The 12389-nt window shown below is 40.9% G+C and carries 12 protein-coding genes; 11 read left to right on the top strand and 1 reads right to left on the bottom strand.

The genetic code is table 11. The features are described 5' to 3' along the window. Positions 1 to 294: 294 nt before the first annotated feature. From J8M01_RS20010 to asnB, 7 genes are all read left to right on the top strand, one after another. Positions 295 to 1809 (top strand): leucyl aminopeptidase, encoded by a 1515-nt coding sequence (locus tag J8M01_RS20010; RefSeq protein ID WP_211059103.1) that lies wholly within the window; start codon positions 295 to 297, stop codon positions 1807 to 1809. A gap of 128 nt (positions 1810 to 1937) precedes the next feature. Further along, entirely contained in the window at positions 1938 to 2594 is a 657-nt protein-coding gene (pxpB, locus tag J8M01_RS20005) for a 5-oxoprolinase subunit PxpB (protein ID WP_211059102.1), read from the top strand. Beyond that, the gene (locus J8M01_RS20000) at positions 2588 to 3511 is read left to right on the top strand and encodes a biotin-dependent carboxyltransferase family protein (RefSeq protein WP_211059101.1); all 924 of its coding nucleotides are present in this window, start codon (positions 2588 to 2590) and stop codon (positions 3509 to 3511) included. The genes pxpB and J8M01_RS20000 overlap by 7 nt, the downstream gene beginning before the upstream one ends. A 10-nt stretch (positions 3512 to 3521) precedes the next feature. Beyond that, positions 3522 to 4250, top strand: coding sequence for a DUF969 domain-containing protein (locus J8M01_RS19995; RefSeq protein WP_211059100.1), 729 nt, complete (start codon positions 3522 to 3524; stop codon positions 4248 to 4250). After that, complete coding sequence (locus J8M01_RS19990; RefSeq protein ID WP_210997180.1) at positions 4247 to 5266, top strand: DUF979 domain-containing protein; 1020 nt, start codon at positions 4247 to 4249, stop codon at positions 5264 to 5266. The genes J8M01_RS19995 and J8M01_RS19990 overlap by 4 nt, the downstream gene beginning before the upstream one ends. Continuing rightward, positions 5259 to 5921 (top strand): pyroglutamyl-peptidase I, encoded by a 663-nt coding sequence (pcp, locus tag J8M01_RS19985; protein WP_210997179.1) that lies wholly within the window; start codon positions 5259 to 5261, stop codon positions 5919 to 5921. Before J8M01_RS19990 ends, pcp begins: the two co-directional genes overlap by 8 nt. A gap of 206 nt (positions 5922 to 6127) precedes the next feature. Further along, the gene (gene asnB / locus J8M01_RS19980; protein WP_211049621.1) at positions 6128 to 7792 is read left to right on the top strand and encodes an asparagine synthase B; all 1665 of its coding nucleotides are present in this window, start codon (positions 6128 to 6130) and stop codon (positions 7790 to 7792) included. A 74-nt stretch (positions 7793 to 7866) separates the two neighbouring features. Here asnB and pssA read toward each other — a convergent pair whose 3' ends face one another. After that, complete coding sequence (gene pssA / locus J8M01_RS19975) at positions 7867 to 9192, bottom strand: CDP-diacylglycerol--serine O-phosphatidyltransferase (protein ID WP_211059099.1); 1326 nt, start codon at positions 9190 to 9192, stop codon at positions 7867 to 7869. 254 nt (positions 9193 to 9446) lie between these two features. Between pssA and trxB the strand changes: the two genes are divergently transcribed. The 4 genes from trxB (at position 9447) to infA (ending at position 12331) form a co-directional block, all read left to right on the top strand. Further along, on the top strand, positions 9447 to 10397 hold the full coding sequence (gene trxB / locus J8M01_RS19970; RefSeq protein WP_192507731.1) for a thioredoxin-disulfide reductase: 951 nt from the start codon (positions 9447 to 9449) through the stop codon (positions 10395 to 10397). A 97-nt stretch (positions 10398 to 10494) separates the two neighbouring features. Next, the gene (gene aat / locus J8M01_RS19965; protein ID WP_192507732.1) at positions 10495 to 11211 is read left to right on the top strand and encodes a leucyl/phenylalanyl-tRNA--protein transferase; all 717 of its coding nucleotides are present in this window, start codon (positions 10495 to 10497) and stop codon (positions 11209 to 11211) included. Then, entirely contained in the window at positions 11204 to 11941 is a 738-nt protein-coding gene (locus J8M01_RS19960; protein ID WP_192507733.1) for an arginyltransferase, read from the top strand. The genes aat and J8M01_RS19960 overlap by 8 nt, the downstream gene beginning before the upstream one ends. A 171-nt stretch (positions 11942 to 12112) precedes the next feature. Continuing rightward, a complete protein-coding gene (gene infA, locus J8M01_RS19955) occupies positions 12113 to 12331 on the top strand; it encodes a translation initiation factor IF-1 (protein WP_058029687.1) in 219 nt (72 codons plus the stop codon). Positions 12332 to 12389: the final 58 nt, after the last annotated feature.

Below are 12389 nucleotides of genomic sequence, written 5' to 3'. Positions count from 1 at the left end.
TTTCAAACTATTCGACATGTAATATGTACCCTTATTTGTTTCGCGTTTGGCTACCCTCTCCAATACGCTTTATATTATTACTATGCTTGAATAGACCTTCTGACGGCGTTTTTGATTTCAGTTAATGCAATAAATTTATACTACGAAGTAATAAAAACAAACCATACTAAACGCTCATACTGCTTAAAGGTTGGTGGTAATTTAACTGTAATAACTGGCGATTCAACGACTATTAGTTACTACCTTTACTTTTTTCAGGTAAAAGCTATTTTGATTTTTTACTTAGGATTTATCATGAAACTATCTTTTTCTTTGAGTGCTCTATCATTCGCTGTATTAAGCTCAGCAAGTGCTTTTGCTGCTGACTTTAATTTTACATCTCATTTAGTTAAAGGTGATGCACTTGTCGTTTTTCAAAATTCAGATGGTAATGCCAATCTTAAGTTTTTAGATAGCAACACACGAAAGCAATTAGAGCGTGCAACAAAAGCTGATGCATTTACAGGTGAGTATGGTAAAACCGTTGAAGTTATTGCGCCTATTGATAGTAAGTACAGTCGTATACTCATTGTTGGTCTTGGTAAGAAAGAGACATTAACCAACGCCAAAATGGCTAAGCTAGGTGGTAACATCCATGCGAAATTAGAGTCGAAAAAAGTAGTCTCTGCTTCACTCGCACTCGCATCTATCGGCAACGGTAAAGACAATAGCGAATTGGCTGCACAATTCGCCCACGGCGCAAACTTGCGTGACTATACGTTCGAAGTTTATAAAAAAGAGCCACAAACATTTAATGTTAGCTATAACATTCATGTCGCTAACGATACACGTACTCGTGAACAATATCAGCAGCTTGCGCACGTTGAGCAAGGTGTTTTTTTAGCCCGAGATTTAACTTCTGAAGTGGCAACAGAAATGACCCCAGTTGATTTTGCTAAAGCGGCAAAAGATCTAGAGCAATATGGTGTTAAAGTAACTATTTTAAAGCCTGCACAATTGAAAGAGCTTGGAATGGGTGCCCTCGAAGGGGTTGGTCGAGGTAGTAAAGAAGGTGCACGCCTAGTCGTTGCACATTATGAAGGCAACTCAGACACACCAATTGCACTTATCGGCAAAGGAATAACGTTTGACTCTGGTGGTTACAGCATAAAAAAAGGTGCCTCAATAGCTCGAATGAAATCCGATATGGCAGGTGCAGCAGCTGTACTGGGTACCATTAAAGCAATGGCACTAAATAAAGCAGACATGAACGTTGTCGCTGTTATGGGCATGGCAGCAAACATGGTATCACAATATGCCATCGCGCCTGGGGATGTATTACGTACAGCTGAAGGGTTAAGTGTTGAAGTGGTCAATACAGACGCAGAAGGGCGCCTCGTATTAAGCGATGCCATGTGGTATGCCCGTAAGCACTTCAAGCCAGAGATAATGGTTGATGTTGCCACCTTAACTGGATCAAAGATTCGTGCTGTCGGGAATCGATATTCAGCAATTTTCTCAGATGATGATCAGCTGATAAATGAATTTACACTCGCTGGCAAGCAGGTTAACGAACAAGTTTGGCGCTTACCCCTAGGTTACAAAGATACCCTGTCTTCTGATATTGCCGACTTTAAAAATATTGGTTCTAGTGGCCCTGGAGCAACAACCGCAGCGACTTTCTTGCAACAGTTTGCAGGTGAAACACGTTGGGTTCATATCGACATTGCAGGTAATGCACTCTCTAGCTCAGCAAAAGGAGAAATTCCTCTAGGTGGAACAGGTTATGGCGTACGTTTATTAAGTGAGTGGCTGTTAAAAACACAATAGAGCGATACATCAAACGATGTGAATTAACACTCTGAGTTAAAAAAGCCATGCATTGTGTGGCTTTTTTGTATCTGCAAGTAACAAATTCGATATACTATCGACAATAATAACAATGATATGGAAACGCAATGACTGATAAGCATTGTTACCTGCTTGGGGAGCATACAATTGTATTTACACTTACTACCCAAAGCCCTGCCCGTAATGCGCAACGCCGTTTATTTGCACTGACAGCAAAATTATTGCAAAGTGACGCATTTTTTGAAGTGGTACCCGCTAAGGCTTCAGTCACTGTCTACCTCAAAAACCCGCAAGATCACCCTCTTTGGATAGCAAAGATCAATGCCCTATGGGACGAGTGTGAAGTGACCAGCTATACACCGACCACTCACACGTTAACTGTAAAGTATGGCCGCAATTTTGGCCCTGATCTGACCGCATTGGCAAATACGTTACAAATAACTGAAAAACAAATTGTCGAACTTCATTCATCCATACTGTACCAAGTTGAGTTTATAGGGTTTTTACCTGGTTTTGCGTACTTGGGGACACTCCCGAAAGCGTTACAATTACCGCGGAAAGAAACCCCTAGAACTCATGTACCTAAAGGTTCTGTGGCTATAGCACAAGAACTCACCGCCGTTTATCCCAGTGCTTCTCCTGGTGGATGGCACTTATTGGGGCAATGCGATACTCCCTTGTTTGACCCTCTGCGCGCACAGCCTAGTGTGCTCATGCCTGGAGACCAAGTTAAGTTCATGCCGTCAAAGGAAGGATTATGTTAAACATCATTAAGTCTGGCGTGTTGTCCTCAATTCAAGACTTAGGCCGTGTAGGTTATAGGCATCTAGGTGTGAGTCAATGCGGTGCACTCGACCCAATTGCATTCCAGCTAGCAAATTTACTTGTCAACAATGCACAAAATACTCCCGTGATTGAAATAACCATTGGCCTCGCTCAATTTCAATTCACCGCGCCTGTTAATTTCGCCATAACTGGGGGAGACTTATCAGCCAAATTGAATGGTCAGCCTTTATATTCAGGGTGGCGTTATTTCGCCAATACTGACGACACTCTCACTTTTTCAACCAGTAAAAGTGCTCAAAGAGCTTATTTAGCTATTCAAGGCGGTATCGAAATTTCCGAAGTACTCGGTGCCAAATCTACCGATATACAAGCAAATTTTGGCGGATTTAATGGTAGAGCTTTAAATGCCAATGACCAACTTACTTTTACGCCTTGCCCTACGCCGCTTTCTCGCATAGGCGCACAACAGCCAGCATACACCAATGAGGTAAGAGTACTTAAAGGGCCTCACTGTGATAAGCTGCCAGACGGTGCTTTTGAGCATTTATTGACAACCGCTTGGTATGTCAGTGAGCTAAATAACCGTATGGGTTCCCGACTTACAGCAAAAAATACCGTACAACACAACACAACGATAGCCAGCCAAGGGGTACATCCTGGCGTGATCCAACTGCCACCAAACGGAGAGCCTATAGTGCTGTTGAATGACTGTCAAACTACAGGGGGGTATCCAATTATCGCCACCGTAATTAACGCCGACCTTCGTTTATTTAGTCAATTAGGTACACAACAAACAGTCCAATTTGTGCAATCTACTGTTTCACAAGCATATAGTGCAAGTGAAAAGCAATCAGCTCACTTAGCGCAATTTACGCTAGCAAAAAATAATAAATAGAGTGATAAATATGACAGACTTAAACCTATTACCACTAAGTGGAATCGCAATCGTAGTGCTAGGCTTTGCACTGCGATTTAACCCGCTACTGGTGGTCACCGCCGCAGGTATCGTCACCGGTTGGGCGGTCGATATGAACTTCTTGGCACTGATTGAAACGTTTGGTGAGAAATTCATGAATTCTCGTCAACTTGCAAGTTTTCTCCTGATTTTACCTGTGATCGCATTGCTTGAACGCTATGGTTTGCAACAACGTGCACAAAGCTGGATTGCGAGTATAAAAAGTGCAACGACTGCACGCATTTTATCCGTCTATTTCGTAGTACGAGAATGCTCTTCTGCGCTAGGCTTACTGAGTCTAGCGGGACAACCTCAAACGGTTAGGCCCTTATTAGCACCGATGGCATTAGGCGCTGCGACAAACCTACATGGCGAATTACCTAAAGAAGTCAAAGATATGATCAGTGCACATGCGGCCGCATGTGATAATATTGCTATGTTTTTTGGAGAAGATATCTTCATCGCTTTTGGCGCGGTGTTACTCATGGATGCTTTCCTAAAAGAAAATGGTATTACTGGTATTGAACCGCTCCATATTGGCTTATGGGCCATTCCCACAGCAATCGCCGCTTTACTCGTTCATTTATTTAGATTGGCTAGGCTCGAAGCAAAAATTAGTCGTGAGATTGCTTTTTATAAGAATCAACCTCAGACTAGGTTAACGGAGGAGCTATCATGAGTGCTCCGTCAAATGTTGTAAATACACCTCCCGCTATCATATCAATCGAAAACATATATTTACTTATTGGCTTTGTTGTTATGTTTTTAGTAATGAGAACGTTACAAGATAAAGGCCATCCGAAAAAATACAGTACCGCACTCTTTTGGCTATTATTTGGTAATGTGTTTTTATTTGGTGATCTTTCAATTTCACTGCTTGGTAAAGCCATTACTTATCAGTGGGTTGGTGTGAGTGTTATGGTCATTGCACTACTCGCTGGGTTTGGGCGTGTATCGATGGGCACTTATGACACACCATCAGATGAGGCTAAATCACATAGTGCAGAAACAATTGGCAATAAACTATTTATGCCAGCAGTTATGATCCCTATCGTCACCGTCATTTGTACCTTACTTCTCGGAGACTTAAATATCGATGGCTGGTACATATTCGACCAGCGTCATCTTACATTAGCTTCTTTAACCCTAGCGTGTGGTGTTGCCTTGTTAATTGGCTGGAAATTTACTTCTGGCAGCCCAATACGCGCACTCACTGAATCTCGTCGATTAGTAGATTCTATCGGGTGGGCTGCTATTTTACCGCAAATGTTAGCGATGCTCGGTGGTGTATTCATAGTGGCTCAAACTGGCACCGCCATCCAAGATCTCGTCACGTTATTTATTTCACCCGATAACCGCTTCATGTTAGTTGTTTTGTATTGTGTTGGTATGGCGTTATTTACCATGATCATGGGTAATGCTTTTGCTGCATTTCCGGTCATGACAGCAGGCATTGCCGTGCCTTTCTTAATTCAAGGGCATGGTGCCTCTGCCGCACCACTCGTTGCAATTGGTATGTATTCAGGTTATTGCGGCACACTAATGACACCAATGGCTGCAAATTTCAATATTGTCCCTGCCGCATTGTTAGATTTAAAAGATAAATATCAAGTTATCAAGGTGCAAATCCCAACCGCATTAACTTTGCTCGCAATTAATATTTTACTAATGTATGGAGTAATATTTAATGACTAACTCACACAAACCTTGTGTTCTTATCACTGGCTTCGCTCCTTTTGGCGGTGAGTTAATTAATCCTTCATGGCTAGCGGTACAAGCGTTAGAAGGAATCGCTATTGACGGGTTAACTATCCGCACCAAAGAGCTCCCATGTGAATTCGATACATCTTTAGATGTACTACGTGGTGCAATTAATAAATATTCTCCACAGTTAGTATTATGTGTCGGTCAGGCCGGGGGGCGAGCCGACATATCACTAGAACGAATTGCAATTAATGTGAACGATGCCCGTATTGCAGATAACGCGGGTAATCAGCCAATTGATACACCTGTCATTCCACTGGGGCCCGCCGCCTATTTCACCAACTTACCAATTAAGCGTATTTTACTTGCCCTGCACAAATCGGATATTCCCGCCGCCGTTTCAAATACTGCTGGGACATATGTATGTAATCATGTGATGTATGGATTAATGCATGAAATTACGCTGCACCACTACAATATAAAAGGTGGCTTTATACATATCCCCTATTTACCATCCCAAGCAGTGCATCACAATGGTGCATCAAGCATGGCTCAAGAAACGGTCATGTCAGCAATTAAAGTCATTATTGCGGCCGCGATCAGCAATGAGTCTGATTTAAAAGTTGCAGCTGGCACAACGCACTAAACCACCTTCCATATTGGTGCAATATCCTCATTTATTGCACCAATATAGTCATTAAACTCCCTTTAAAAAACCCACTTAACTGTGTGACTTCTCTATGTATTTCTGGTAAATCTATAATAAGGAAAACACGGTATTAAACCGTCGTTCTTCATCAACAAAATAAATAATTAGCACTTTAGCTAACCAACGCAGGAATGAGGTATTTTATGTGTTCTATTTTTGGGGTATTAGAATTAAAATCTGATCCAATACAATTACGAGGTCAAGCAATAGAGATGTCAAAAACGCTCCGACATCGAGGCCCTGATTGGTCTGGTGTATATGCGACAGATAAAGCAATATTGGTACACGAGCGGTTAGCTATTGTCGGCGTATCAAGTGGGGCACAGCCACTATATAACCCCGAAAAAACCAACATACTTGCAGTCAATGGAGAAATATATAACCATAAAGAACTCGCTCAAAGCCTCACCACTGATTTTTCTTTTCAAACTGAATCTGACTGCGAAATTATTCTCGCGCTATATAAACAAAAAGGCCCGGAATTTTTGGATGACTTGAACGGTATTTTTGCATTTTGTTTATATGACGAAACGCAAGACAGTTATTTAATAGGCCGAGATCACATTGGTATTATCCCTCTTTATACGGGCCGAGATCAGCATGGTAACTTTTACGTTGCCAGTGAAATGAAAGCACTAACACCGATTTGCACCTCAATAGAGGAATTTCCTCCTGGGCATTACTTATATTCTAAAGAAGGAACGTTACGCCCTTACTATCAACGTGATTGGCAATCTTATGACGCCGTAAAAACTAATTCAGCGAACCCGTTGGATGTTAAAAATGCACTAGAAGCGGCAGTAAAACGCCAACTCATGTGTGACGTTCCGTATGGAGTGTTATTGTCTGGCGGCTTAGATTCATCCGTTATTTCGGCAATTACTCAAAAGTTTGCAGCTAAACGTATAGAAGACAATGATGCATCTGATGCATGGTGGCCAAAGTTGCACTCCTTTTCTATTGGTTTAGCTGGGTCACCTGACCTTGCTGCTGCACAAGTTGTGGCCGATGAAATAGGCACTGTCCACCACCCTATAGTTTTTACGGTCCAACAAGGTATTGATGCATTAAGAGAAGTTGTTTATCACTTAGAAACTTATGATGTCACCACAATTAGGGCATCAACGCCGATGTATTTAATGTCTAGACAAATAAAAGCAATGGGTATAAAAATGGTACTTTCTGGCGAAGGCGCTGATGAATTATTTGGCGGCTACCTTTATTTCCACAAAGCCCCGAATGCAAAAGAGTTTCATGAAGAACTGAATCGAAAAGTATCTAAGTTACACATGTTTGATTGCCTTCGGGCTAATAAATCCATGGCCGCTTGGGGTGTAGAAGCGCGAGTGCCTTTCTTAGACAAAGAGTTTGTTGATATCGCGATGCGCAGTAACCCCGACTATAAAATGTGTAAAGATGGTCGTATTGAAAAGCATATTCTACGCGAAGCGTTTGATGGTTACTTACCTGACAGCGTACTTTGGAGACAAAAAGAGCAATTCTCTGATGGAGTTGGATATAGTTGGATCGATTCATTAAAAGCCCATGTCAACGATCAGGTATCAGATCAAGACTTAGCCAATGCTAAATACCGCTTTCCAATCAATACTCCAGACAGTAAAGAGGCTTACTTTTACCGAGTAATATTTGAAGAACATTTCCCGGGCGATGCTGCCGCAAATTGTGTACCTCATGGTAAATCAGTTGCATGTTCAACACCAGAAGCGCTTGCATGGGATGCTTCATTTCAAAACAATGCAGATCCATCTGGTCGTGCTGCCAATGTGCATAACGAAGCTTATGAATAAACGCGAATACCTATAAATATTAAAAAGGGCCTAAGGCCCTTTTTAATATAATCTTTTCGCTCGATAAAGTCAGACTAGATAAACTTCTTAATAATAAAATCAACCTTCACGCGTTTAGCTTGACCAAGTAACTTTCGAACCGGTAATGGATAATCATTTAATGATTCAATATCATCTGGGCCAGTAAGCAAACGACATTTATCTAAAATTGCCTGTTTTTCTTGCTCAATACCCGGTAATACCTGTTTTTGCGGGTCTTCAATCAAAATGCCATTTTCAATATCAAGCCCCCAAGCTCTAGGGTTCAAATTATGCCCACTTAGCAAATGTGTATGATTATCTTTGCAAATTCCCTTTAAATGGAATGAGTTTACCCCATCTTTCCACAAATAGACTTTTAATTGACCCGAAGTAATGTGACGCTTTTGGCTTTTGAGAAACTTCTGTAAAATCGTCTCATATAAATAAGGTAAAGCACCAATTCGGCTAAAGGGTTGTTCTGGGCAAATATAAAAGTCATTTGCCGTTTTATCACCCACCACCACTGTTACCTGCTTTCCTTGCTTTAATAATCGCCTGAGTGAACGTAAAAGAGGCGCCGGAAAGTTAAAATAGGGTGTGTATAAAATAAGCTCCTGTTCTGTTGTATCAAATAGGTTTTTAATTAAACGATTAAGCTTATTTGTACGACGACCAAACCCTAAAAACGCACGAATGTTAAGACCATTTTGATTGCTTGCTTCAGACAAATCATATTTGGCTTTTTTCAATTCTCGCATTAATTTTTTTTGTGCTAATTTGATATCACTAAATATAGGCAGTGGTCGACTATCTATTCTAGGTACACCCTCACTGCTGATCAAATATCGATCTGTAAAATCACAGAAACTATCGGCAAGTTGAGACTGATTTATTAAAAAATAACGATCTAAGCGATATTTTGAATCTTTGTGTAAATACACATCATTTAGACTTGCACCGCTGTACATAACGGTGTCATCCATTACAAACCCTTTTAAGTGCAAAACACCAAAAAGTTCTTTTGCTTTAACAGGCACGCCATATACTTTGACATTACTTTGCAAGTCACTCAATGCTTGGCAATATAAACTCGCATTGCCATCTGATTTTTGTGCGCCAATCAATCCGCGCTGTGCACGATGAAAATCGACTAATACATTGACTTTGAGATCTGGATTTGCAAGGGATGCATCATGTAGTGCAGTTAAGATCTCTCTCCCTGCTTCATCATCTTGAAGATAAAGTGCCGTGATATAAATACGACGCTGTGCACCCTTTATCAACTGTAACAATTGCCCATGATACTGCTTTGCATCTGTCAGAATTTGAATGTTTTTAGCCTCTAATTCAAACCCTGGAGTTTCCTGCCAAAAAGCCATAAATACCTATAGTTGAGAGTCAATCCAAGCGGACTAACGAAATATACTTCTTTAAAACATATCAAAAAAAACCTACTTGGTCATGAATAAGCGTTCATTTTCGTGCCAATGGCGCAAAAAACGCTCAAGTACAGTATTTTTGACATCTTCCTGATTTATCAAAAAATGAAATGTTGATTTTATTTTACATCTTGCTTGAATTTCTTAGAATCAACCTCATTCAATCAGAGTATATAACATTTTAGGAAATCATAATGAGTGATGGTAAACATTGTAAACTGCTTATTTTAGGATCTGGCCCAGCGGGCTATACCGCGGCAGTTTATGCGGCACGTGCAAATTTAAACCCAGTGCTGATCACAGGCATGCAACAAGGTGGACAATTAACCACGACAACAGAAGTTGAAAACTGGCCTGGTGATGCACATGGTCTGACTGGTCCTGCATTAATGGATCGCATGAAAGAGCACGCTGAACGATTTGAGACTGAAATAATTTTTGATCATATTAACAAAGTAGATGTTTCAAAACGTCCATTCACTTTAACAGGTGATCAAGGTACCTACACTTGTGATGCATTGATCATTGCCACTGGCGCATCGGCAAAATATCTAGGTCTTGAGTCTGAAACCGCTTTCCAAGGTCGTGGTGTATCCGCTTGTGCGACCTGTGATGGTTTCTTCTACAAAGGCCAAAAAGTGGCGGTTGTTGGTGGCGGTAATACCGCTGTTGAAGAAGCGCTTTACCTATCAAATATTGCAGATGAAGTACATGTTATTCACCGTCGCGATTCATTTCGTAGCGAAAAGATCCTTGCAGACCGTTTAATGGATAAAGCTAAAAATGGTAACGTTACACTGCACTTAAACCGTAACCTAGATGAAGTACTCGGCGATGACATGGGCGTAACAGGCATTCGTATCAAAGAAACAAATTCAGAAAAAACGGAAGATCTTGACCTAGCAGGTGTCTTTATTGCAATAGGTCATAAGCCAAACACCGATATGTTTGAAGGACAATTGGAAATGAAGGATGGTTACTTGGTTGTCCAGTCTGGATTACACGGTAATGCTACTCAGACGAGCGTTGAAGGTGTTTTCGCAGCTGGTGATGTATCTGACCATATTTACCGCCAAGCAATCACATCAGCCGGTACAGGCTGTATGGCTGCATTAGATGCTGAGCGTTACTTAGATAATCTATAAGTTACATTGAGTGGGGGCCTCTCCCCCATTTGATTTTTTTTGAATTTGCGTTATTTTATTTCCAATTTTACAATTACCGTAATTCGTAACTTTTACTATGACGCAGCAAATTATTCATTTATCCAGTGATAACTGTCAGTTTCCCCCATGTAACCTAGCACTCACAAATCCAGATGGCTTATTGGCCGTAGGTGGGTGTCTCTCATTAACTCGACTTCGCACAGCCTATAGCAAAGGAATTTTCCCATGGTTCAATGAACGAGAGCCAATTATGTGGTGGTCGCCAAGTGAGCGTGGCGTCATTGAGTTAGATGAGTTTCATATTAGTAAATCACTGCGAAAAGCGATGCGTCGAATAAAACCTAAGGTTACAATTAATCGCGCTTTTTCTGATGTTATTACAGCATGCCGTACTCAGCGTCTAAACAGTGAAGGGACTTGGATAAATAGCCAAATACTTCAAGCGTATATGGATGCGCATCACGCCGGTTTTGCACATAGCCTTGAGCTATGGAATGAAGAACACCTGATTGGTGGCTTATATGGCATTATGCAATCTGGCGTATTCTGCGGTGAATCCATGTTTTTTAATCAACCTAACGCTTCAAAACTCGCTATGTGGGCATTGGTTAATTGGTTGAAGCGACACAATGCGCATTTCATTGACTGCCAGTTAGAGAATCCTTATTTAAACACGCTCGGTGCAAAAGTTATCCCACGGACTGAATTTTTGACTAAACTTAACAAAGCAAACGCGTTCGATATGCCTGCCAACATGTGGCTAACACAAACCTTGGAAAACATATATGACTGAACACTTTCCATCAAAAATTGGTTTAAGTCAGCAATTTAGTTGTAGTTATTTACCTGAGCAGCAAGAACAATTACTCGTTATTTTAGATCACAATTGTTATACACCAGAGCGTTTTGAAGGTTTATTAGAATTAGGGTTCCGACGCAGTGGTGACCAAATATATCGCCCGCACTGCCCCAAATGTAATGCATGTCAATCACTGCGACTGCCCACCTATGATTTTATGCAATCTAAGTCACAAAAACGTAAGTGGAACAAACTAAATAATGAATTTAGTATTGTAGAAAGTCATGAAGAACGTCCTAACTACTACCCACTGTACGAAAAGTATATTTCACTACGGCATCAAGATGGCAGCATGTTTCCACCTAACCATTTACAATATGAAAGTTTTTTGTTCTGCCGTTGGTTACCCATCACTTTCATTGAGCTTTGGCACTTTGATAAACTGGTCGCGGTTGCCGTAACCGATACGATGCCAAATTCTCTCTCTGCCATTTACACTTTTTTTGATCCTGATTACGAATCATATAGCCTTGGAACTGTCATGATATTAGCGCAGATAGATTATGCGCAGAGGGCGAAAAAGCAATATCTCTATTTAGGGTACCAAATTGATAGCTGCAAAAAGATGAAATACAAGTCGCACTATAAACCTGCACAACGTTTTATCAATGATATTTGGGTTAACAGCGATACCAACACGACGAAAAAGACAGCAAAGAAATAACCCGTTCATTATCGCTATTCGTTAAATTTCGTACCAAAAAAGTCATTTTACTACTTTAATCGGCATCATAGGCTAATAAAATAACAATTTTTTGACCCTTTCCTTTACTTATTGCAAGCTTTTGGGCAAAATCTCCTGCGTTTAAATATTCAAAGAGGTGTTACGCTACACATGGCGAAAGAAGACGTAATTGAAATGCAAGGCACAGTCCTTGATACTTTACCAAATACAATGTTCCGCGTTGAGTTAGAAAATGGTCACGTGGTTGTTGCTCATATTTCTGGAAAAATGCGCAAGAACTACATCCGTATTCTTACAGGTGACAAAGTAACGGTTGAAATGACCCCTTACGACCTAACCAAAGGACGCATTGTCTTCCGTGCTCGTTAATCGAACCGTGTAGAACTGTTCTTGGAACAGGTTGTAATACGTCGCTCATAGACGTGTT

The sequence above is a fragment of the Pseudoalteromonas sp. MMG005 genome (genome assembly GCF_018101015.1).
In the GTDB taxonomy this organism is placed as follows: domain Bacteria; phylum Pseudomonadota; class Gammaproteobacteria; order Enterobacterales; family Alteromonadaceae; genus Pseudoalteromonas; species Pseudoalteromonas aurantia.
This window is presented reverse-complemented; position numbering and strand designations above follow the sequence as displayed.

What these genes read in the sequence shown, in the direction of transcription:
- J8M01_RS19960 (WP_192507733.1), top strand. Translation starts at nt 11,204, where the DNA reads ATGACTGAACACTTTCCATCAAAAATTGGTTTAAGTCAGCAATTTAGT.
- J8M01_RS20010 (WP_211059103.1), top strand. Translation starts at nt 295, where the DNA reads ATGAAACTATCTTTTTCTTTGAGTGCTCTATCATTCGCTGTATTAAGC.
- pxpB (WP_211059102.1), top strand. Translation starts at nt 1,938, where the DNA reads ATGACTGATAAGCATTGTTACCTGCTTGGGGAGCATACAATTGTATTT.
- aat (WP_192507732.1), top strand. Translation starts at nt 10,495, where the DNA reads ATGACGCAGCAAATTATTCATTTATCCAGTGATAACTGTCAGTTTCCC.
- J8M01_RS19995 (WP_211059100.1), top strand. Translation starts at nt 3,522, where the DNA reads ATGACAGACTTAAACCTATTACCACTAAGTGGAATCGCAATCGTAGTG.
- pssA (WP_211059099.1), bottom strand. Translation starts at nt 9,192, where the DNA reads ATGGCTTTTTGGCAGGAAACTCCAGGGTTTGAATTAGAGGCTAAAAAC.
- J8M01_RS19990 (WP_210997180.1), top strand. Translation starts at nt 4,247, where the DNA reads ATGAGTGCTCCGTCAAATGTTGTAAATACACCTCCCGCTATCATATCA.
- pcp (WP_210997179.1), top strand. Translation starts at nt 5,259, where the DNA reads ATGACTAACTCACACAAACCTTGTGTTCTTATCACTGGCTTCGCTCCT.
- infA (WP_058029687.1), top strand. Translation starts at nt 12,113, where the DNA reads ATGGCGAAAGAAGACGTAATTGAAATGCAAGGCACAGTCCTTGATACT.
- trxB (WP_192507731.1), top strand. Translation starts at nt 9,447, where the DNA reads ATGAGTGATGGTAAACATTGTAAACTGCTTATTTTAGGATCTGGCCCA.
- J8M01_RS20000 (WP_211059101.1), top strand. Translation starts at nt 2,588, where the DNA reads ATGTTAAACATCATTAAGTCTGGCGTGTTGTCCTCAATTCAAGACTTA.
- asnB (WP_211049621.1), top strand. Translation starts at nt 6,128, where the DNA reads ATGTGTTCTATTTTTGGGGTATTAGAATTAAAATCTGATCCAATACAA.